This is a genomic window from Bradyrhizobium sp. USDA 372 (genome assembly GCF_053629095.1).
Window position 1 is genome coordinate 1510186 of the sequence record NZ_JBRJHR010000001.1, and the last position, 21158, is coordinate 1531343.

Consider the following 21158-nt stretch of genomic DNA (forward strand, 5'->3'; position numbering starts at 1 on the left):
GATGTCGCCCGCTTTGTTAGCGGAGCAGCTGGAGCACGCTCTGCTGCGACTGGTTGGCCAGCGACAGCGCGGAGACCGCGATGGACTGGCGGGTCGACAGCGCCTGGCTGTTGGCCGCCTCGACGTTGGTGTCGGCCAGGGTCAGGTTGGACGAGCCGGTCTGCAGCACGTTGATCAGGTTCTTGTTGAAGTCCTGACGAACCTGCACGATCGTCAGGTTTGAACCCAGAGCCGAAGCTTCCGAACGCAGCGTGCTCGACGCGGAGTTCAGGTTGGTCAGCACCTTGTTGGTGGCAGCGTTGTCGATGAAGTCGACACCGCTGGTCAGCGCGGCGAGGCCAAGACCCTTGGAATTGTAGGTCACGCCCGTGATGCTCAGGCTCGACTTTGCAGTCTCGTCGAACACCAGCTTGAGCTGGTCGCCATTGAGGAGGTTGACACCGTTGAACGAGGAGTCCTGAGCAGTCGAGTCAATCTGCTGGAGGATGTTGTTGTACTGATTGACCAGGTTCGCACGCGCCGTCTGGGCAACCGTATCCTGGACGGGGGTGGAGGCCGTCGAGAAGGTCAGAGCCGTCGTCAGCGTGCCGCCGATCGCACCACCTGCGGCGCTCGAACCGATGGTCGAGGACGCGTAGTCGTTGGTGGTCGAGACCGTCAGCAGGCCGTTGGCGTCGATCGTCGCCGTCAGGTTGTTGGCCTGCAGCTTGGTGTTGAGCTGATCGAGCGTCTTGACGGTGCCGTTGGTGCCGTCGCCGAAGGTGACGTTGACCGCCGTGCCGCCGTTGAAGGAGGTGAAGGTCAAGGTCTTGCCGGCGATGCCGCCGATGCCGGAGGTGCGCGCCGCCGTGAAGGCGGTCGCCGTGCCGGTGTTGCCGGCGAGGCCGAGCGCGTTCAGGGCGTTGCCGGTGCCGGTGATCGACAGGTCGGCATTGATGCCGGTCGAGATCTTGAGCAGGCCGGAGGCGTTGACCGACGAGTTGGTCTGGCCGGAGGCGGTCGCGAGCGTCGCGGTGCCGTTGGCATTGACCGTCGCGGTCTGCACGCCGGTAGCGAGGTCGATCGCCTTCAGCACGTCGTTGAGCGTGCCGCCCTGCAGATAGACCGTCGAGTTGCCGTTGCCGTCGGTGAGGACGTTACCGCTGGCACCATAACCGGTCGGAACGCTCGGAGCACCGGTCGAGCCCGGGATCGGCGCGTTCTTGAAGGAGATGACGTGGCCGTTGACGTTCAGCGTCGAGCCGTCGGTGATCGTCGCACCCAGCGAGGCTGAGCTCGTGGTTCGGTTGACGCTCACGGTGGCGTTGCCGCCGCCCACCGAGGTGGTCAGGCCGAGCGCCTTGAGCAGGTCGGCCTTGCCGGTGACGCTCAGATCCGCACCCGTCGAGCTCTTCAGCGTGACGGCGCCCGCACCAACGCTCGAAGCGGTCTGGTTGACGCTGGTCGCGATCGTCGCAGCACCGGAGCTGATGGATACCGTCTTGACGCCGCTGGCCAGATCGACCGCGGTCAAGAGATCGCTGACGGACGCAGCCGGGGTGCCGGCGGTGCCGAGATAGACCGTGGTGTTGCCATTGCCGTCGGTGACGAGGTTGCCGCTGACGCCCGAGCCGGTCGGAACGGCGGTCGAGGCCGGAGCAGAGCCGCTGCGGAAGGTGATGGTCTTGCCGTTGACGGTCAGCGTGTCGCCGTCGGCGGGCTGGGCGTTGCTGGCGAGGCCCGTTGCAGTCGTGCCGTTGGTGGCGATCAGGGTGATGGCGCCGGTCAAGGCCGTGGTGCCGTCGCCGGCCGTTCCCGCCGTACCCGTGAACGAGCCGATGGTAGCGCCGAGCGTCGTGGTGCCGGTCGCCGCGGTGGTGCCGCCGGCCGCGCCGCTATACACGACGTTGCTGCTCGCCGTGGCGCTCGCATAGGAGGTCGTGCCACGCAGGTCGGCCGCCGTCGCACCGGAGATGGTGGTGGAGACGTTCGACTTGGTGGAATAACCCACCGTGGTCTGCAGCGCCTGGTTCGCGATCGACTTCGCGGAGTCGATCAGCTTCTGCAGCGAGGTGATGCCGGTGTTGGCAGCCTGCAGCACCTGCACGCCGTTGGCGATGCCGTCGAGCAGGTTGTTGATGTCGCTGGCGCGGTTGTCGAGCGACTGCGCGGTGAAGAAGTTGGTGGGATTGTCCAGAGCCGAGTTGACGCTCTTGCCGGTCGACAGACGACTTTGGGTGGTGGCGAGAAGATCAGCGGTGGACTGGAGGGAGAGCAGGTTCTGACGAACCGATGCGGAGAGAACAATACCGGACATTGAGTGTTACCCTTCTGGTACGCAACGCAACAAACTTCGATTAGGATTAATCGATGCTCGGGACGGTGAACGTTGTGGGCTAACAAAGCATGAAGCGTGTCGCGGTAGTCCTCGTCCGGATTCACCATAAGAGCGATGCAGCCAGATGGGCTCGGCCCCTATCATCATGATCGGATGATGTTTTTCATGCACCGGTGAAGCGTTTGCTACTTGTCAACCATAACTGAGAGTGAGCAATTGACTGCATCGAATGCACCCTTTCGACCCCGCCGGGCAGCACTTTAGATGCCGGCGCAAAAAGAAAGCGGCGGGGCCGAAGCCCCGCCGCCGGATCTTGCTTGCGATGTCGTCCGCTTTGTTAGCGGAGCAGCTGCAGCACGCTCTGCTGCGACTGGTTGGCCAGCGACAGCGCGGAGACCGCGATGGACTGGCGGGTCGACAGCGCCTGGCTGTTGGCCGCTTCCGTGTTGGTGTCGGCCAGCGTCAGGTTGGACGAGCCGGTCTGCAGCACGTTGATCAGGCTCTTGTTGAAGTCCTGACGGACCTGCACCACCGAGAGGTTCGAGCCGAGGCTCGAGGCTTCCGAGCGCAGCGTGCTCGACGCGGCGTTCAGGTTGGTCAGCACCTTGTTGGTGGCAGCGTTGTCGATGAAGTCGACGCCGCTGGTCAGCGCGGCGAGGCCAAGACCCTTGGAGTTGTAGGTCACGCCGGTGATGCTGAGGTTCGACTTGCCGGTCTCGTCGAACACCAGCTTGAGCTGGTCGCCGTTCAACAGGTTGACGCCGTTGAACGAGGAGTCCTGCGCGGTCGTGTCGATCTGGTTCAGGATGTTGTTGTACTGATTGACCAGGTTCGCACGCGCCGTCTGGGCAACCGTATCCTGGACGGGGGTGGAAGCCGTCGAGAACGTGAGCGACGAGGTCAGCGTGCCGCCGATCGCACCACCTGCGGCGCTCGAACCGATGGTCGAGGACGCGTAGTCGTTGGTGGTCGAGATCGTCAGCAGGCCGTTGGCGTCGATCGTCGCCGTCAGGTTGTTGGCCTGCAGCTTGGTGTTGAGCTGATCGAGCGTCTTGACCGTGCCGTTGGTGCCGTCGCCGAAGGTGACGTTGACCGCCGTGCCGCCGTTGAAGGAGGAGAAGGTCAAGGTCTTGCCGCTGATGCCGCCGATGCCGGAGGTGCGCGCCGCCGTGAAGGCGGTCGCCGTGCCGGTGTTGCCGGCGAGGCCGAGCGCGTTCAGCGCGTTGCCGGTGCCGGTGATCGACAGGTCGGCATTGACGCCGGTCGAGATCTTGAGCAGGCCGGAGGCGTTGATCGACGAGTTGGTCTGGCCGGAGGCGGTCGCGAGCGTCGCGGTGCCGTTGGCATTGACCGTCGCGGTCTGCACGCCGGTGGCGAGGTCGATCGCCTTCAGCACGTCGTTGATCGTGCCGCCCTGCAGATAGACCGTCGAGTTGCCGTTGCCGTCGGTGAGGACGTTACCGCTGGCACCATAACCGGTCGGAACGCTCGGAGCACCGGTCGAGCCCGGGATCGGCGCGTTCTTGAAGGAGATGACGTGGCCGTTGACGTTCAGCGTCGAGCCGTCGGTGATCGTCGCACCGAGCGAGGTTGAGCTCGTGGTCCGGTTGACGCTCACGGTGGCGTTGCCGCCGCCCACCGAGGTGGTCAGGCCGAGCGCCTTGAGCAGGTCGGCCTTGCCGGTGACGCTCAGATCCGCACCCGTCGAGCTCTTCAGCGTGACGGCGCCCGCACCAACGCTCGAAGCGGTCTGGTTGACGCTGGTCGCGATCGTCGCAGCACCCGAGCTGATGGACACCGTCTTGACGCCGCTGGCGAGATCGACCGCGGTCAAGAGATCGCTCACGGTCGCAGCCGGGGTGCCGGCGGTGCCGAGATAGACCGTGGTGTTGCCATTGCCGTCGGTGACGAGATTGCCGCTGACGCCCGAGCCGGTCGGAACGGCGGTCGAGGCCGGAGCAGAACCGCTGCGGAAGGTGATGGTCTTGCCGTTGACGGTCAGCGTGTCGCCGTCGGCGGGCTGGGCGTTGCTGGCGAGGCCCGTTGCAGTCGTGCCGTTGGTGGCGATCAGGGTGATGGCGCCGGTCAAGGCCGTGGTGCCGTCGCCGGCCGTTCCCGCCGTACCCGTGAACGAGCCGATGGTAGCGCCGAGCGTCGTGGTGCCGGTCGCCGCGGTGGTGCCGCCGGCCGCGCCGCTATACACGACGTTGCTGCTCGCCGTGGCGCTCGCATAGGAGGTCGTGCCACGCAGGTCGGCCGCCGTCGCACCGGAGATGGTGGCGGACACGTTCGACTTGGTGGAGTAGCCGACGGTGGTCTGCAGCGCCTGGTTGGCGATCGACTTCGCGGAGTCGATCAGCTTCTGCAGCGAGGTGATGCCGGTGTTGGCAGCCTGCAGCACCTGCACGCCGTTGGCGATGCCGTCGAGCAGGTTGTTGATGTCGCTGGCGCGGTTGTCGAGCGACTGCGCGGTGAAGAAGTTGGTGGGATTGTCCAGGGCCGAGTTGACGCTCTTGCCGGTCGACAGACGGTTCTGCGTGGTGGCGAGGAGGTCAGCGGTGGACTGGAGGGAGAGCAGGTTCTGACGAACCGATGCGGAGAGGACGATACCGGACATGACTCTGTTACCTTTCTGGTAAACGACGCTACTGTTACACGTCTGCTTGGATCGCGATCGACCCAGCGACGGCGGACCGTGCCGCCGAGACCTCTAACGAAACATGAAATGAAACTCGCGCTTTTGCCCGGTCGCGCGTGATTCGGTCCCGGAAGCGGTGCGCATGGCGGCAACGCCGCACCAATCCCGCCATTGAAAGCATTCAGCTTTTTGGCGGGAATAGCTCGAATTTACAGCTCGTTAACTAGTTGCGAGCGAGAATCACGACCTGACAGGCCGCAACGAACGCTCGGTTACGAAAGCGTTGATGGAGAACAGGAATGGCCCTCAAGGTCGAGCTCAAACCGCACGAACGCATCATCGTCGGCAATTCCGTGATCACCAACACGGACCAGCGGGCCCGCCTGCTGATCGATGGCGAGAACGTGCCGATCCTGCGCGAACGCGACATCCTCACGCCGGAGACCGCCGACACGCCCGCCAAGCTCGTCTATCTGGCGGTCCAGCTCATGTACATCTCCCCGGATCCGCAGACCCAGCACGGCACCTATTTCAACCTGGTACGGGACATCGTCACGGCGGTGCCGAGCTCCTGGCCGATCATCGAAGGCATCAACAACAACATCCTGAACGGCGACCTTTACCGGGCGCTGAAGGAAGCCCGCAAGCTGATCGCCTATGAGGAGAAGCTGCGCAACCAGTTCGAGGCCACGCATCCCAAGGCGGCAGCGGACAAGGACGACGTCAGCACCGCCGCCGCCTGATACGGGCGTTCGCGCCAACGACAACGGCCCCGGATCGCCTCCGGGGCCGTTGTCGTTTTCAGGCGTTCGTCAAACTATTGCGCTGCGAGCGGCGGCGCATCGACCTCGATCACTCCGCCGCTCCGCTGTCCACCGAACTGCAGCACGGCCGCAACCAGCGCATCGATGTCCGCCTCCTCGGTGCGGTGATTGACGATCGCCGCGCGGATCGCGAGCTTTCCGTCCAACGTCGTGCTCGATGGCGCTGCGATGCCGGACTCCTGGATGTCGGCAACAATCTCGCGATTGACAGCATCGCCGCTGCGATAGCGGAAGCAGACGATGTTGAGATTGACCGGCGCCAGCAATTCCAGCCGCGGTTCGGCCAGCACACGCGTCTCCAGATACTTTGCGAGCGCACAGCTCCGCGCCACCGCCGCACCCAGCCGGTCGGTGCCGAACGTCTTCAGCGTGAACCACGTCTTCAGCGCCCGGAAGCCGCGCGACAGATCGGGACCGAGATCGCAGGGCCAGACCGCGCCCGCCGCAAGCCCCCTCGCCTCGCGGCTCAGATAGGCAGCCGGCTGCGCAAAGGCCTGCCGATGCTGTTCGCCGTCGCGCACCAGCAGGAAGCCTGCGTCGTACGGCACCTGCCCCCATTTGTGGAAGTCGAGTGCGATGGAATCCGCAAGCTCGATGCCGCCGAGCAGCGGCGCAAGCTCCGGCGCCAGGATCGCGAGCGCACCGAAAGCGCCGTCGACGTGAAACCAGATTCCTTCCTCTCGGCACAGCTCAGCGATCGCCCTGAGATCGTCGATCGCACCGATATCGACCGTGCCGGCGGATGCGACCACCAGGAACGGCTTGAAGCCGACCTCGCGATCGACGGCGATCTGCGCGCGCAATGCCGCAACGTCGATGCGATGATCGGCATCGACGGCGATCTTGCGCAGTGCATCCGTGCCGAGCCCGGCGATGTCCGTCGCCCTCGCTATGCAGCCATGCGCTGCCTGCGACGTATAGGCCGTGAGCAGCGCACCGTCATTGCCGATGCCGTGCTGACGCGCCAGCGTGCCGAGCGCGGCGGTGCGCGCAACCAGCACGGCCATCAGATTGGCCATCGACGTGCCCGTGACGAAGATGCCGCTTGCGCTCTCGGGAAAGAGGAACAGGCACCGCATCCACTCGATGATCTGGCGCTCGACCTCGATCGGCATGTGGTCGCGTCCGCCGAGATTGGCATTGAGGCCGGCGGCGAGCATCTCCGCGAGCATGCCGACCGCGGTGCCGCCGCCATGCACCCAGCCCATGAAGCCGGGATGGACGTTGCCGGTCGCATAGGGCGCGATATGCTCGGAGAATTCGCGATAGACCTCGGCAAGATCGCTCGCCTCGCGCGGCACGTCCGCTCTGAATGCCGCGCGGACGTCATCGGGAATCGGCCGCCAGACGGGGCGCGCACGAACGTTGGCGATGCCGTCGATCGTCTCGTCCAGCATGCGGTGGGCCAGCGTGCGAAACTCGCTCCAGTCCTGCGGATCGAGCGAGGTATTCGCGACGGCGCTTTGCGCGTTGCGGATGATCTCGTTCATGCTGCGCTCTCCGTGCCCGTCTTTGCATGCCGCGACAGCATCGCCGCGAACGCGGCAAAGATCTTGCGCATCTGCGGCGGCTTGTAGGGAAACACGACCGGCGAATCCATGTTGTGCACGACGGCGGTGTTGTCGGCCTCGAACACCAAGAGCTCGCCGTTCGCGTTCTCGGCGCAATCGACGATGAAATAATCGAGGCCGACGCGCCGGCTCATCTCCTCGAGCGCGTTGCTGTGGCGCGCGCCGAAGGCATGGTCGAAGTCGCGCATGAAGACGGCTTCCTCGGCCCGCTTTTCTTCGCTGAAGGCCATGTAGGCGTTGAGATACCAGATGTCCCAACGATCGGCGATCGCCATGTGGCAGGCGTAGGGCTTGCCGTCGACCATGGCGAGGCGATATTTGCGGTAGAGCCCGTCGGGGCTCACATAATCGACGAAGCGTGCGACGAAGAAGTCCTGCTCCTTCCGTCCGGCGAGATAGGCCACGAGCGCCGCCGCGTCGTCGAGCTTCGCGAGCCCGACGCCGGCATGCGAGCCGCGCGGCCGCGCGATCATCGGAAAGTGCAACTCGCCTGCGATGTCGGCGCATGCGATCCGCCCCTGCGCAAGGTCCGACAATTGCGTCCGCGTTGCGTGAATCGTCGCGGGAATGTCGAGGCCGGGCACGTCCGTCAGCAGCCGATAAAGCTTGTCGCGATCGAGATTGCCGATGCGATCGGGGCGATTGAGCAACGGCCGCGGCCAGTGCGGTGCGGCCTCTGCGATCAGCGCGAGCGCCTCGCGGCATTCCTCGGAATCGGACGCGACCACGATGGCCGCGTCGTGCTCCGGCAAGGTCTCGGGCAAGCCGACGCCCTTGATCACATAGAGAGTCAACAGCTCGATGTCCGAGCCTTCGAGCAGAAAATCGATCGGCGTGTTGCCGCCCATGTCGATATCGGCTGCAAGCGCGAGCAGGCGCAGGCCCGGCTTCGGGGCGGCGCTAGGCGTTCGAAACAATTGATGGAAGGCCAGCACCTCGGACTGGATAGCAAGCCCGTGATCCTTGTCGCCCAGGAGCTGGGTGATCAACGACAGGTCCAGTCCCTCGCCCGCCAGCGCAGTCCCTGCTGCGATGCGCGCGACGAGCTGGTCGCGCAACGGATGCAGATCGACGCCTTCGAAGGCCCGGCGCGTCAGTTGCGCAAAGCCGATGCGGTCGGCATAGTTCGCCGCGGTCAGGCCGATCGGCGCTGAAACCGGATGCTGCATCTCACACCTCGAACGCGGACTTTACCGGCACGGAAGCGGCTGCGCCACCGGCGAGCAGCAGCTCGATCTTCACCAGGACGTGGGCGATCTGGTCGAGAAGGTGCTGCACGTTGCGTTGCGTCTCCGCCCTGTCCGGCGACCAGGCCTCGATCACGAGCCGCGCGCCGACGCAGAGGCGCAGCACCGCCTGCGGCGTCTCGTCCTGCCGCTCCAGTCGCACCGGCTGGCCGATCAGGCAGCGCTGTGCGGCGACCTGACGGTCCTCCGCGCTGCCGCTGATCTCTGCGCTGACGTCACGCGCCAGCGCGCGGTGAACGGCCGTGGTCTCGGCAATAGAAACCGGCTTGCCGTCGCGCAGCAGCGTGAACGGAAAGATGGTGGGTTGCACGAATTCCTCATCGTCGATGCCGGCCACGTCGGTCGCGGCTGGAACAGAGCGCAACGACGGCGACAATGCGATCATGCTGTCGATGCCGGCAGCGAGCTCGGCGAGCATCCCGGCGCGGAAAGCGCCGGGCACAGCGTAGTAGCTGCCGATCTCGGCCAGCGCCGCCTCCCAGCGCAGCCATTGACCGAAATTCGGGCGGCGCTCGAAGCGCGAACGCAGCGCCATCCAGGCCATCGGCCAATCGCAGCGGCCGGCGTAATCGAAGATTCCAGGCGCGATCCCCTCGATGCGGTCGAGCGACCGCGACAGGCCCTTCGGCACCAGCAACGCACCGCTGAAGGCAGGTCCGCCGAAGAATTTGGAGCCGGTGATCAGCACCATATAGCCGCGGTCGAGATAAGAGCGCAGCCGCCGGCGGCCGAGCCTGGCCTGGCAGGCGTCGACGACGATCTGGACCTTGCGCGGCCAGCGCCGCGCGATCTCGTCGAGGCAGGCCGCGCTCGGTGCACGCCATCCGAGCTTCGAGGAATCCATGATCTGGAGCAGCACGGGCGCGCCTTGCGCGATGGCGGCCTCGACCGCATGCAGCACCGCCTCATCGGCGTCCGTGCGCATCGCGATCCCGGCCCCCGGCGCGCGCAACGGCAGCGAGATGCTGGCGCCGGCCAACCCCGCCACCGCGGCGTCCTTGCGAACCGCAAAGCCGCTCGCCGTCAGGCCGCTGAAATGATGTCCACGCGCGGTATGGGTCGTGCCGCTCCCGGTCTGGTCGGCGCCGACCACGATCGTCACCGGCCGCGCGCCGAGCATGGTGCGCGCCAGGAACAGGGCGTGAAGCTGGGAGTCCGTGCCGGACGGCGAGAACACCACATCGACGCGCGGCGAGAGCTGGAGATGGCCGCGCAGCTCGTCGCGCAGGTCCTCGCAGCGTGCATCGAAAGCGACCTCGACCTCGTCGAACAGGCACTTGTGCATCAGCTCCTCGCGCGCCAGCGCGGCGCGGTCATAGGCCGTCTGCGAGATCGTCGAGGCAGTCGAGGAGGCGAAATTCCAGACCTCCGGCTCCGGTGAAGCCGCGCAGCCATAGGCGTTGGCTCGATCGCTGGGATCGAGCGCCAGGCGCGGATCTCCGCCGGACACGAGCAGCGTGTCGAGGGGCGTGAAGAGATCGCGCAGGCGATAGCGCGAACCGCCGGCGGCGGCGCGTTGCATCTCCGACCGAGCGGATGCGCCGCCGCTCATCCCGAAGGGCTCACGCCGCGGCATCGGCCGCCGCCGCAGGCGCGGCTGTGAATTGCGAGGCGATGTCGCCGTGGAACACCGACGGCCCGACGTGGTCGAGCGGGCTCTGAATGTCGGCCCAGATCTCGCCGCCGATGTCGGTCCAGCGCTTGCAGAAGGCGAAGTCCTCGGACAGATACGTGCCGGTCGCCGGATCGATCATGCATTCGAACAGCGCGAACCGGTTCTGGCTCGCCGCCAGCGCATCATGCGAATGCTCGCGGAAGAACCGAAGGTTCGCGTAGTCCGGGTGGCGGCACATCGCTTCCAGGACATGACGCCGGATCATCAGGAAGCCGGTGCCGGCATAGCGCACGCGGGTGAATCCGTTGACAACCACGATGCGGTCAGGATCCTCGATCTCGAGCACGTAGTCGAGCGAGGCCGCCGGCACGTCGGCCCGACCCGACTGGATCGCACGCGCGGCCTTGTCCCAGTTGATCCGCTTGATCGGATAGCAGCCGGCGACGACATCCGCGCCGCATTCGATCAGCCGGAACACCTGCTCCGGCTTGAAGCCGATATCGGCATCGATGAACAGGAAATGCGTCGCCTTGGGATCATCCAGGAACATCGCGACCAGGTTGGCCCGCGCCCGCGTGATCAGCGCGTCGCCGTCGCGCAGGAGAACCTTGAGCTCGAGATTGGACATGCCGTGCACGGCCCGCTGCAAAGCGAAGATCGAGCTCGCATAGATGCTCGACACCTGCCCGCCGAAGCAAGGCGTCGCCACCACCAGCTGCATCTTGTCCGACATCGACCGCTCAGCCCCCGCTGCAATCCTCACCAAGAGGTAAACAGGCCTGGTTAACGGCGTGTTAACGCCTCCTTACAGGAACTTGACGAGCGAGAGCTGCGCCAGGTTCGAGGTCACCTGGTAGGACGCCTGCAGGGCGTTCTGCAGCGCCAGGATCTCGCTCGCGACCTGGTCGGGGGAAGCCGATTCCGCCTGGTCGATGATGGTCTGGAGCTGCGCCTTGGCCTGGGTCTGGCGCGTGCTCGCGTCCTTCATCGTGTTCTGGGCCATCGCGATGTCGGTCTGGATGTCCTCGATGCGCTGCTGTCCGGGCTGCTGGGTCAGCGCCTGGGTCACCCGCAGGCTCAGCGCCGAGACCTGCCCGCCCGAATATTGTCCCGTCGGCGAGGTCGAGAAGGTGCCGAACACCGCGATTGCCTGCAATTGGCGGCGGATCGCATCCTCATTCGCCTGGGCGCCATATTGCACCGTCACGGCATCGTCGACCCGCGCCATCGCGGTCGAGCGCGGCGAGCCGGGCCCGTCATTGCCCAAATACCATTTCACCGTATTGGCCGAGCCGTTCACCAGCGTGGTCGCCGAGCTCGCCGGCGAGGAGCCGACACGCAGCGGCGGCTGCGTGGCGGTCACCGGCGTCGCGGCGAACCCGAGCGCGCTCAGCGCGCCGGTGTTCGACGTCGTGATGTTGAGGCTCGCCGCATCGTCGGTATTGATCGTGATCGAGCCGCCGTGGACCGTCGAGGGCTTTGATGTTCCGGTGATCGCGTCGATCTTGGTCAGCAGGGCCTGGATGCTGTCGGTGACGTTGAGCTGGTTGCCGGTCGCGCCCGAGGCCACGAAGGTCAGCGTGGTGCCGTTGACGGTGATGGTATCGCCCGCGACGAAGCCCGGCGAAATCGAGTCCGAGGGGCTCGCGCCCGATAACGCCGTCGCGCCGGTGACCGGGGCCGCCGGCGCCGCCTGGTTGTTGACGGGGGTCCCGATCGCAGAGCTCGCAGTGTTGAAGAAGTTGTCGCCCGCGACGACCGCCGATGCCGCCACCAGCGAAGTGTTGGCGAGCTTCTGAATCGCGGTGTTCAGCGCCGTGTTGAGGTTCGCGGCGGTGTTGTTCGGGTTGACGGGCGTGCTCGCATCGATCGCGAAGCTGCCGAGCGGCGTCGGCGTCGCCGAGGACGCCGTCAGGTCGATCTGCTCGGTCGTGCCGTCCGGCAGGGTGAACTGAATGCTGAGCTTGTCGCCGTTGTTCGGATTGACGCCGTTGAGATCGACCGAGAACGACACCGGCGAGCCGCTCGGGCCGGTGACGGTCGCGCCAGTCAGCGTCGAGGACACCGCCTTGATCTTGAGGCCGAACGGCGATCCGGCGACGTCTTCCGACACCTGCACCGAGCTTGCCGTCGGCTGCGTCTGCACCAGGCGGCCCATGCCGCTGGCCCCTAAGTCCGCGGCCTGGCGCTCGGCCATGACGGTCTTGAAGCCGGCCTGCGTCGTGGTGCCGTTGATGATGTCGCCGGCATTGGCCACCGACTGGGTGTTGACGGCCGTTCCGGAGAACAGATAGCGGTTGCCGGTCTGCGTGTTGAGGACGCCGACCATCGAGCCGAACTGGGCCGCCGCGGTGTTCTGCGCGATCGTCTGGCCGTTGACGTTGAGATCCTGCGCGGTGTTGGCCGAACCCGTCTGCACCGTGCTGCGGATCTTGGTCAGCGATTGCAGCGCGGTATTGGCGAGGTTGATGCTGACGTTGACGTTGGTGATCGTGTCGGTATAGGCGGCGATGTTGGAGAGCTGCGCGCGTCCCGCGATGGCAAAGCCCTCGTTGGTGCCCATGCCGGAATAGTTCTGCGACAGCTTGCCGGTCGAAAGCTGCGTCGACAAATCGGTGAGCTGCTGATTGATGTTGCGGATCTGCGCGCCGAGAACCGACGAGGAGTAGTTGATGCTGCTGATCGACATGTTTCAGAGCCCTGTTACTGCTTACAATTGAGCCTGGATCAACGTGTTCATCATGCTCTGCACCACCGACATGACGTGGGCGTTGGCGGCGTAGGCGTTCTGCAGCTGGATCAGGTTCGACATCTCCGCGTCCAGGTTGACCTTGGAGGTCGAGTCGAACTTGGCCTGAAGCGTCGAGACCACCACGCTCTGGCCCTGCTGGAGCTGGGTCGCCTGGGTCGCGGCGTTGGCCTGCACGCTCAGGAACTGCTGGAGGAAGTTCGAGACACTGCCGGTGAAGGGCTGGGCCGCCGAGCCGAGGCCGCTCTGCGGCGAATAAGAGAACACCGTGCTGGTGAGCTGCGAATAGAGATAGTCCGAACGCGTGGTGTCGCCCGCGGGCGTCACCGGCGAGGTGTTGTAGACCGACATCCTGGTCGGGTCGGCGACCAGCTGCGTGTTGACGGCGATGCGGCCGGCAAGGCCGGTCATCTGCGAGCCCGATGCCGTGATCGCGCCGGTGTAGAGCGCCTGCCCGCCGTCGGTGAACAGCGGCAGCTGCGGATTGCCCGAGGTCAGCGACGAGATCGTCTTGGTGGTCGAGGCCGAGTTGACCTTGGCAAGGCCGGTGTTGTCGTCGGTCACCCGCAACGTCGTCGCGGTCGCCGGTGACGGGGCTGCGGAGAACGACAGATGCGTGCCTGACAGCGCAGTGTTCAGCGCGGACGCGATCGCATTCATGCCGCCGGCGAAGTTGACGCCGATCCGCATCGGGTTGGCGTTCGTCGCGTTCTGGAGCGGCAGCGCCGCCGGGTCGGTCACGTTGACCAGCGTGATCTGGCGCTGCGTGTTGGTGGCCGTGTCGGTGTAGGTGATGTTGACGGTGTTGCCCGGCAGCGCGCCGGCAAGCTCCAGGTCGAAACCGGCCGGCGAGCCGGAGACGGTGCTGCCGGCCGTGGTCTTGTCGGACAATGCGCTCGCCATCGTGGCGGCGAACTGGTCGATCTGGTTCTGCGCCTGCACCAGCGTCTCGTCGCGCAGCTTCAGATCGGCCGCAATCTGCCCCGACGAAACTACGTTGTTGGCGACAACGTCCACTTGCGAGCCGTTCGGCAGCTTGATGTTGAGCGCGCCGACGCCGGACTTGGTGGGGTCGATGTTGTAGAGCGAGGTCGCCGACAGCGCGCCGGCCGAGGCAAAGGAGAACTCCGAGGCGAGCCCCGCGCCGACCAGCTGAATGCCGGTCGTGGTATAGATGTTGGTCTGGTTCGAGCCGTCGGTGGTGACGCGGACGTCGACATATTTCGACAGCGTGTTGATGGCCTGGTCACGCTGGTCCATCAGCGTGGCGGCCGAGGGATCATTGGGCGACAGGCCCTGGAGCTTGGTGTTGATGTCGGCGATCTGCTGCATCGCCGCGTTGGCGGCCCGTGCCGAGTTGCCGAGGTCCTGCTCGACGTTGGAGCGCAGCGACTGGATGCCCTTGGTGGTGACGTTGAGCTGCGTCGCGAGCGCCTGCGCCGCACCGAGCGCGACGGTTTGCGCCGACGACGCCCCCGAGCTGGTCGACAGCGCCTGCAGCGCCGTGGTGAATTTGTTCAGCGCGGCTTCGAGCGTGCCGCTGTTGCCGGGCGTGCCATAGACATTCTGAAGCTGCTTCAGGATGTTGGCCATCTGGTCGGCGTAACCGCTGCCGCCGGTCTCGGTCCGCAGCTGGTTCAGCACATAGGCGTCGAGCTCGCGGCTGACGCCGGTCGTCATCGCCGTCGCGCCGAAATCGCCGGTGGTGACCTCGATCTGGTTCGGCGTCTGGACGACGTAACCCGGCGTCTGCGCATTGGCGACGTTCGAGGAGACGATCGAGAGCGCGGCCTGGTTGGCACGCAGACCGCTCATCGCACTGGCGAGGGCTGAACTCAAACCCATATCACTGGCCCGCCTTTGGTTACGTCACGCGCCGCTCAGCGCAACACGTTGAGGAGATCCTGCACCATCGAATTCGCGGTCGTGATCACCTTGGTATTGGCCGAATAGGCCTGCTGGGTCACGATCAGCTTGGTGAATTCGTCGGCGATGTCGGTGTTGGAGCCCTCCAGCGACGAGCCGCTGATGGTGCCCGAGGCGCCGTCGATGGCGTCTCCCGACTGTTCGGTCGCGGCATAAGCGCCGCCGTCCATCGCCTTGAGGTAGTTGGTGCCGTTGAAATGCGACAGCTGCACCTGGGCGAGGTTGAGGTTCTGGCCGTTGGAGAAGGTCCCGACCACGACGCCATTGTTGTTGACGGCGACCGAGCGCAGCTGACCGGCGGAATAGCCGTTCTGGGTGATGGTGTTGATGGTCACCGCGCCGCTGGTGCTGGCATATTGCGTCAGCCCGCCCGAGGAGATGTTGAAGGCGACCGAGCCGAGCGACTGGCCGCTGACCGTGACGTTGTTGATCGTAATGCCCGAGCCGCTCGGCGAGGTCAGCGAGCCGTCGGCGGCGAAGGTGAAGGTCTGGCCGGTGTTGACCCAGCCGACCGTGGTGCCGGTGGCGTTCGGGTCGGTCTGGTAGAACAGGTTCCAGCTATCCGAATGGCCCGCGCCCAGCGAGGCACTGTCGGTCTTGGCCCAGCGCAATTGCAGGTTCACCGGCGTGCCGGCGGCGTTGTAGGCCGTCACGGCGCCGCCGCTGATCGATTCCTTGGTGAAGGTGCCGATGTCGTTACCGATCACGCCGCCGGTGCCGGCGGTGCCGCCACCGTCGCGGTTCTTGGTGATGGTCGACGTGAAGCCGAGCGCGGAGAAGGCAGCGCTGTTGGAGCTGGACACCGAAAGGTTGGAGACGGTGCCGGTGTTCAGCGTGATCACGCCGCCGCTGCTGACCGACGACCCCGAAGCGCCGGAGAGCGCGTCGATCTTGCCGAGCAAGGTCGTGACGTTGTCGGTGGTGAGTATCTGAGTGGCGCTGGGCACCGTCGGCGGCGATACGAAGGTCAGTGTCTGGCCATTGACGGTGATGGTGTCGCCGGCGGAGAAGCCGGATGTGAGCACCTGGGCGCCGCCGGCCGTCGCGCTGCCGCTCAGCACCGTCGCACCTGAGATCGCCGGCGAGGACAGCACGTTGCCGCCACGCGTCACGCTGCTGATGCCGAGCGCGGTGGCGGCCGTGCCGCTGCCGACTGCGACGTCGGTGCCGGTGCCGGTCGCGATCTGGATGTTGCCGCTGGCATTGAGCGAGGCGGTGACGCCGGCGCCGCCGGCGGTCTGGATCGCGTTCAGGATGTCCGCCACCGTGGCCGTCGTGCCCGCGCCGAGACCGATCGTGGTGTTGTTGCCGACCGTCGAGACGGTCGTGCCGCCGTTGAAGGTGACGGTGTTGCCATTGACGGTCAGCACCTGCCCGCTCAGCGCGGTGAGGATGCTGGAAGCAAGATGGGTGCCGACCGTGTTGTCGAGCGAGGTGGTGGTGGAAGCCACGGCGGACGAATTGTTCTGGAGCGCCACCGTGCCCGTTGCCGTCGTCGACGTGTAGGCCGAGCGGATGTTGCCGGTTGCAGCCGCGCCTGACACCGTTGCGTTGGTATATGGCGCCGGCGGCGTGCCGACCGGCAGCGGGTTGGCTGCGAAATCGGACGGGTTCAAGCCACCGGCCGCCAGCAGCGTGCCGGTCGCGGCGGTGGTTTTCGCCACCGTGTTCGGCTGGGTCGGCAGGTTGGCCGCGTACTGGATCGAGGTGGTCGCCTGCGCCGGAATGAAGTTGTTCTGGAATTGCAGGACGTTCGCCACGCTGCCGGTCGGGTTGCCGGTCTTCGGGTCGACCGTGACGCCCATCAGGTAATAGCCGGCGCCGTTGACCAGGTTGCCATTGGCATTGAGCTGGAAGTCGCCACGCCGCGTGTAGTAGGTGACGCCGGTGAAGACAGGCACATTGTCGACCACGCCGCTCGCCTTCTGGATCGAGAAGAAGCCGTCGCCGGTGATCGCCATGTTGGTGGCGACGCTGGAGGACGAGATCGTGCCCTGCGTGGTGATGGTGGCCTTGGCGTTGGCCGTCACGCCGCCTGCGACCTGCTTGCTTGGGACCGAGGAGTCCGGAATGAGGTCGACGAAGCTGGTGCCGATGCCCTTGTAACCGGTGGTGGATGAGTTCGCGATGTTGCCGGAAATGTTCTGCAGCGCGAAGGACTGCGCCTGCAGGCCACCCACCGAGGTGTTCATTGCATCGAAGATACCCATAACTTTGTCTCCAAATCCGATCTCGGCGGCCGGTCGACCATGGCCGCAATCGGAAAGAGACGTCGCAAGGCCTATGCCAATGCTGGTATCTTCAGGAAATCAATGACTTAATGAAAAGGCCCCGGCCCGATGACCGGGGCACATTTGCCGGGACCGGCAACAATTGCCGGGACTCCCTTACGTCGCCGACGCCGCGGCCGGGTGGAAGACCAGCCCGAAACCATCGATGCAATAGCGCAATCCGGTCGGCTTCGGGCCGTCGTCGAAGACATGGCCGAGATGGCCGCCGCAGCGCCGGCAATGCACCTCGGTACGGACCATGCCGTAGGTACGGTCCTCGGTCTTGCCGACATTGCCCTCGATCGGCGCATAGAAGCTCGGCCAGCCCGTGCCGCTCTCGAACTTGGTCTCGGACGCAAACAGCGGCAGGTCGCAGCCGGCGCAGGCGAAGATGCCCTTGCGGTGCTCCTTCAAGAGCGGGCTGGAGCCGGGCCGCTCGGTGCCGTGGTTGCGCAGGATCTCATATTGCTGCGGCGTGAGCTGGGCCCGCCATTCGGCCTCCGTCTTCGTGATCTCGAACTTTTGCGCGGCCTTCTCGCCGGCCTCGGCAGGTGTTCCTCTCAGCCAGCGGAAGGCCGTAAGGCCGAACAGGCCGGCGACAGTCGTGAGCAGGATGCGGCGGTCAAGCATGTCATTCTCCGTGCGCGGGAAGTCCACGCCCTGAGATACGGGCTTCTGAGGCCGACGTTACACGTTGGGGCGGAATTTCGCTCAACTTATTGCGAGACGCGGTCGTCCTGCACAACCGGTTCCGCGGCCCCGACCGCAGCTTTCGGCGGTGGCGCCGGCCGCGGCCGCACGCCGGGCGGCGGACGGCGCGGGCCGGTGCCGGCGGCCCGGTTGGCTTCGGCGAGGCGGGCCTCGCGTTCCCTGTCCTTGACCCTGGCGCGCTCGCGATAGCGGGCGAGCGCACCTGCGGCGGCGGAGCTCGCCCTGCCCCAGATCCCGACCAGCTGGCCCGCGACGCGCCCCGTGGCACCGCCCGCCCAGACCAACTCGAACGGCGAGAACAACTTCCAGCGCTCATCGCCCCACAAGATGCTCCGCGCGATCATCTGTCCGGCCATGGCCGAGGTGTTCATCCCCTGGCGGCCGAACCCGCTCGCCACCCACAGGCCTTTGCGCAGCTGGCCGATCTGCGGCATGCCGTGCACGGTCTGGCCGGTGGCGCCGCCGAACATGTCGGTGATCTCGACATTGCCGAGCTCGGGAAAGATCGTCCGGATCCGCCGCCTGACGGCGCCGGCGAAGCGCTGCGGACGCGCGGCCCAGGTGGTCTCCGGGCTCTCCCACATCAGCCGGTCGCCGTCGACGATCCGGAAATGGTCGACACCGTCGGAATCCATCACCGATCCCTTGAAGGCGATGATCTCGTGCAGGCGCTCGCCGAGCGGCGCGGTGATGCCGGCATAGCGCCAGACCGGCAGCAGCGTCTCCGACAGGCGCTTCAACGGCGCGCCGAGATGAATGTTGCCTGCGAGCACGATGTGGCTCGCGCGCAGCCGTGCCGAGGGCGTGACGATGCGCTTGCGGATGCCGGAATGATCGATGCTGACGACCGGCGTGTCCTCGAAGATGCGGGCGCCTGCCCGCCGCGCCATCGCCGCAAGGCCGTGCACATATTTCCGGCCGTCGACCTGGAACGCTTTCGGATAATACACGCCGTGGAAGTAACGGTCGGTCTTGAGCGCACCGCGCACGCGATCGACCTGCCAGCCCTCGACCTCGGTGTCGAAATCCTCGTTCAGCATCTGCAACCGGCTGATCAGCCGGTCGCCGGCATCGACGTTGGAAAGCTCCAGCACGCCGTCGCTGACGCCGATCCCCGGCATGTTCTCTTCGCTGGCGTTGGCCCGGACGAACTCCGCGCCCTGCTTCGACAGCGTCCACAATTCGCGGGCGTCCTCGAAGCCGATGCGCTCGATCAGGTCCGCGAGCGGCAGCGCAAAGCCCGGCATCACGGTGCCGAGCTGGTTGCCGGAGGCATTCCAGCCGACATGCCGGCCCTCGAGCACCGCGACGCTGGCCCCGAGCCGGGCCGCTTCCAGCGCGATGGAAAGCCCGGCAAGCCCCGCCCCGATCACACAAATGTCGGCATCGAGATCGAACGACAGCCGCACGCGGTCGCGAAAGCCGGCTTCTTCCTGGGACACGCTTGTGAAAGTCTCGCTCATAGCGTTTCTTAGAGCATGATCCGGAAAAGTGTGCAGCGGTTTTCCGGTAAGATCATGCTCAAAATAACAACCTGAAGCGCGGTGATGATTCGTTCTAATCTCAGCGCGCTTCATACCAACCGGGCGCCTGTCACCTTGTCCTCAACCGGCGCCTGTAGATTATCCTGGACGTGGAACGATTCGAGAATGCCATGCGCCGTTTGATGCTGCTGCGTCACGCCAAGACCGAGACGGACGCACCGAGCGGCCGTGACCAGGACCGCCGGCTCGACGACCGCGGCCACAAGGATGCCGCGCAGATGGGCGACTGGATCGCCGCCCATCCGCCCTTCCCTGATACTGTATTGGTATCCCATGCCGTGCGGGCCCGGCAGACCTGGGACATCGCCTGGGAGGCGATGAAGGACCGCGTCCGGGCGCCGCAGGTCGAGGTCCTGCCGGAACTCTACGGCGCCGATCCCGCGCAGATCCTGGAAACGATTCGCACGGCAACCGCCCCGGCCGATTCGAAGCGGTTGCTGCTGATCGGCCACAATCCCGGCATGCACGAGGTCGCCCTGATGCTGATCGGCGGCGGTGATCCTGATGGCGCCAAGGCACTCGGCCACAACCTGCCCACGGCGGGGCTTGCGATCTTCGACTTTGACGTCAAGGATTGGGATGACGTGGCCTACCGCCGCGGCAATCTGGTGCTGTTCGTCAGCCCCAAGCTGCTTCGATCGGGCTAGAGACGCGCGGGCGCCGTCTCGACCGGTTGATCCAGCCTGGTTCACAGGGAGGCGCAGATGTTCAAGTCCATCCTCGTGCCCATCGACCTCGCCGACACCGATCTCGCCAAGCCGGCGATCGCGACCGCGGCGACGCTGTCGCAGACCTGGAGCGGCACGGTGCGCCTGCTCAACGTGCTGCCGATGACGCCGGTGATGCTGGCCGAATACGTTCCGGCCGATTTCGACGAGCAGCAGCGCCAGACCTCGGAAGAGGCCCTCGCCATCGTAGCCCGCGAATCCGGCATCGAGCCTTCCCGCATCTCCAGCGTGGTGCGCCAGGGCGGCATCTATCACGAGATCCTCGAGGAAGCCGTGCACATGAAGGCCGATTTGATCGTGATGACCTCGCACCGGCCGGCGATGCGCACCTATTTCCTCGGCTCCAACGCCGGCCACGTCGTGCGTTATGCCAAGTGCTCGGTACTGGTGGTGAGGCACTGAGGGGCAGCTGACTCCGTCATTGCGAGCGCAGCGAAGCAATCCAGAAACTTTCCGCGGCGACAGTCTGGATTGCTTCGCTGCGCTCGCAATGACGACGTTGGGACAGCTGTGTACGAAGGCACCGCTCTCGTGCCCCGGACGCAGCGCAGCGTCTCCCCGGCGATGCGAAGCATCGTCCGGTGCGACGATGCGCTGCAGAGCCGGGGCCCATGCATCAGCGAGTGCGGTCGCTCGGTCCCGGCTCTGCGCAGCAGCGTTTCACGCTGCAGCGCGTTCGGGACACGCGAGGAACGCGCAGTCGAAGGAGATCACAGATACCGCGACAGCTCGGCCTTGAACTGCCCGTACACGGCATCCTCGATCTGGCTGCGCGTGATGCCGATGTCGCGCAGGGCGCGGTCGTCGAGCTCGTTCAGCGTCTTGACGGCGGAGCGGCGCTCGAGGCGGTCGAACAGCGCAGTGACGCGCAGGGCGAGGGCACTGAAAAATCCGCTGGATGAGGTTGGGCGTAAAGTCCGCCCGGCAGTTTGCGAGATCGTGGTCATTCTTCTTCTCCGGCCTTTCGTCCCGCGCGGCGAAGCAGGTGCCGTTGGCGCGGGCGCTTGTGGCGCCTGCA

Annotated in this window: 15 protein-coding genes; 3 read left to right on the plus strand and 12 right to left on the minus strand. The window is 65.8% G+C overall.

Features of this window, described 5'->3' with window-relative positions:
• Window positions 1–16 precede the first annotated feature (16 nt).
• A complete protein-coding gene (locus AB7M16_RS07505; RefSeq protein WP_175421771.1) occupies window positions 17–2296 on the minus strand; it encodes a DUF1522 domain-containing protein in 2280 nt (759 codons plus the stop codon).
• A 358-nt stretch (window positions 2297–2654) separates the two neighbouring features.
• A complete protein-coding gene (locus AB7M16_RS07510) occupies window positions 2655–4934 on the minus strand; it encodes a DUF1522 domain-containing protein (RefSeq protein ID WP_260379928.1) in 2280 nt (759 codons plus the stop codon).
• A 320-nt stretch (window positions 4935–5254) separates the two neighbouring features.
• Here AB7M16_RS07510 and flbT point away from each other — a divergent pair, with 320 nt between their 5' ends.
• A complete protein-coding gene (gene flbT, locus AB7M16_RS07515; protein WP_172785241.1) occupies window positions 5255–5698 on the plus strand; it encodes a flagellar biosynthesis repressor FlbT in 444 nt (147 codons plus the stop codon).
• Between the two features lie 74 nt (window positions 5699–5772).
• Here flbT and AB7M16_RS07520 read toward each other — a convergent pair whose 3' ends face one another.
• The 9 genes from AB7M16_RS07520 to AB7M16_RS07560 form a co-directional block, all read right to left on the minus strand.
• Window positions 5773–7269, minus strand: a complete 1497-nt coding sequence (locus AB7M16_RS07520) for a pyridoxal phosphate-dependent decarboxylase family protein (RefSeq protein ID WP_453943524.1) — start codon at window positions 7267–7269, stop codon at window positions 5773–5775.
• Window positions 7266–8519 carry an ATP-grasp domain-containing protein gene (locus tag AB7M16_RS07525; RefSeq protein WP_453943525.1) on the minus strand — a complete coding sequence of 418 codons (1254 nt, stop codon included), beginning with the start codon at window positions 8517–8519 and terminating at the stop codon, window positions 7266–7268. The genes AB7M16_RS07520 and AB7M16_RS07525 overlap by 4 nt, the downstream gene beginning before the upstream one ends.
• A 1-nt stretch (window position 8520) precedes the next feature.
• Entirely contained in the window at window positions 8521–10173 is a 1653-nt protein-coding gene (locus AB7M16_RS07530) for a hypothetical protein (RefSeq protein WP_453943526.1), read from the minus strand.
• The gene (locus AB7M16_RS07535; protein WP_453943527.1) at window positions 10160–10945 is read right to left on the minus strand and encodes a hypothetical protein; all 786 of its coding nucleotides are present in this window, start codon (window positions 10943–10945) and stop codon (window positions 10160–10162) included. The genes AB7M16_RS07530 and AB7M16_RS07535 overlap by 14 nt, the downstream gene beginning before the upstream one ends.
• Window positions 10946–11017: 72 nt before the next feature.
• Window positions 11018–12901, minus strand: a complete 1884-nt coding sequence (locus tag AB7M16_RS07540; protein WP_212260285.1) for a flagellar protein — start codon at window positions 12899–12901, stop codon at window positions 11018–11020.
• 21 nt (window positions 12902–12922) lie between these two features.
• A complete protein-coding gene (gene flgK / locus AB7M16_RS07545; protein ID WP_453943528.1) occupies window positions 12923–14806 on the minus strand; it encodes a flagellar hook-associated protein FlgK in 1884 nt (627 codons plus the stop codon).
• Between the two features lie 35 nt (window positions 14807–14841).
• Entirely contained in the window at window positions 14842–17097 is a 2256-nt protein-coding gene (locus AB7M16_RS07550; RefSeq protein WP_172785247.1) for a flagellar hook-basal body complex protein, read from the minus strand.
• A gap of 177 nt (window positions 17098–17274) precedes the next feature.
• Window positions 17275–17787 carry a peptide-methionine (R)-S-oxide reductase MsrB gene (msrB, locus tag AB7M16_RS07555; protein WP_172785248.1) on the minus strand — a complete coding sequence of 171 codons (513 nt, stop codon included), beginning with the start codon at window positions 17785–17787 and terminating at the stop codon, window positions 17275–17277.
• Window positions 17788–17873: 86 nt separating this feature from the next.
• Complete coding sequence (locus tag AB7M16_RS07560) at window positions 17874–19331, minus strand: NAD(P)/FAD-dependent oxidoreductase (RefSeq protein WP_453943529.1); 1458 nt, start codon at window positions 19329–19331, stop codon at window positions 17874–17876.
• A gap of 191 nt (window positions 19332–19522) precedes the next feature.
• On the opposite strand from AB7M16_RS07560, the gene AB7M16_RS07565 reads away from it, so the two are divergent.
• Entirely contained in the window at window positions 19523–20059 is a 537-nt protein-coding gene (locus tag AB7M16_RS07565; RefSeq protein ID WP_453943530.1) for a SixA phosphatase family protein, read from the plus strand.
• A gap of 57 nt (window positions 20060–20116) precedes the next feature.
• Entirely contained in the window at window positions 20117–20542 is a 426-nt protein-coding gene (locus tag AB7M16_RS07570) for a universal stress protein (protein ID WP_130218328.1), read from the plus strand.
• 308 nt (window positions 20543–20850) lie between these two features.
• On the opposite strand, the gene AB7M16_RS07575 is transcribed toward AB7M16_RS07570, so the two are convergent.
• A complete protein-coding gene (locus AB7M16_RS07575) occupies window positions 20851–21087 on the minus strand; it encodes a DUF1127 domain-containing protein (protein WP_260379936.1) in 237 nt (78 codons plus the stop codon).
• Between the last annotated feature and the right edge of the window lie 71 nt (window positions 21088–21158).

Excerpts from the sequence above, each read along its gene's own strand:
- AB7M16_RS07505 (WP_175421771.1), bottom strand. The coding sequence starts at position 2,296 with ATGTCCGGTATTGTTCTCTCCGCATCGGTTCGTCAGAACCTGCTCTCC.
- AB7M16_RS07510 (WP_260379928.1), bottom strand. The coding sequence starts at position 4,934 with ATGTCCGGTATCGTCCTCTCCGCATCGGTTCGTCAGAACCTGCTCTCC.
- flbT (WP_172785241.1), top strand. The coding sequence starts at position 5,255 with ATGGCCCTCAAGGTCGAGCTCAAACCGCACGAACGCATCATCGTCGGC.
- AB7M16_RS07520 (WP_453943524.1), bottom strand. The coding sequence starts at position 7,269 with ATGAACGAGATCATCCGCAACGCGCAAAGCGCCGTCGCGAATACCTCG.
- AB7M16_RS07525 (WP_453943525.1), bottom strand. The coding sequence starts at position 8,519 with ATGCAGCATCCGGTTTCAGCGCCGATCGGCCTGACCGCGGCGAACTAT.
- AB7M16_RS07530 (WP_453943526.1), bottom strand. The coding sequence starts at position 10,173 with ATGCCGCGGCGTGAGCCCTTCGGGATGAGCGGCGGCGCATCCGCTCGG.
- AB7M16_RS07535 (WP_453943527.1), bottom strand. The coding sequence starts at position 10,945 with ATGTCGGACAAGATGCAGCTGGTGGTGGCGACGCCTTGCTTCGGCGGG.
- AB7M16_RS07540 (WP_212260285.1), bottom strand. The coding sequence starts at position 12,901 with ATGTCGATCAGCAGCATCAACTACTCCTCGTCGGTTCTCGGCGCGCAG.
- flgK (WP_453943528.1), bottom strand. The coding sequence starts at position 14,806 with ATGGGTTTGAGTTCAGCCCTCGCCAGTGCGATGAGCGGTCTGCGTGCC.
- AB7M16_RS07550 (WP_172785247.1), bottom strand. The coding sequence starts at position 17,097 with ATGGGTATCTTCGATGCAATGAACACCTCGGTGGGTGGCCTGCAGGCG.
- msrB (WP_172785248.1), bottom strand. The coding sequence starts at position 17,787 with ATGCTTGACCGCCGCATCCTGCTCACGACTGTCGCCGGCCTGTTCGGC.
- AB7M16_RS07560 (WP_453943529.1), bottom strand. The coding sequence starts at position 19,331 with ATGAGCGAGACTTTCACAAGCGTGTCCCAGGAAGAAGCCGGCTTTCGC.
- AB7M16_RS07565 (WP_453943530.1), top strand. The coding sequence starts at position 19,523 with ATGCGCCGTTTGATGCTGCTGCGTCACGCCAAGACCGAGACGGACGCA.
- AB7M16_RS07570 (WP_130218328.1), top strand. The coding sequence starts at position 20,117 with ATGTTCAAGTCCATCCTCGTGCCCATCGACCTCGCCGACACCGATCTC.
- AB7M16_RS07575 (WP_260379936.1), bottom strand. The coding sequence starts at position 21,087 with ATGACCACGATCTCGCAAACTGCCGGGCGGACTTTACGCCCAACCTCA.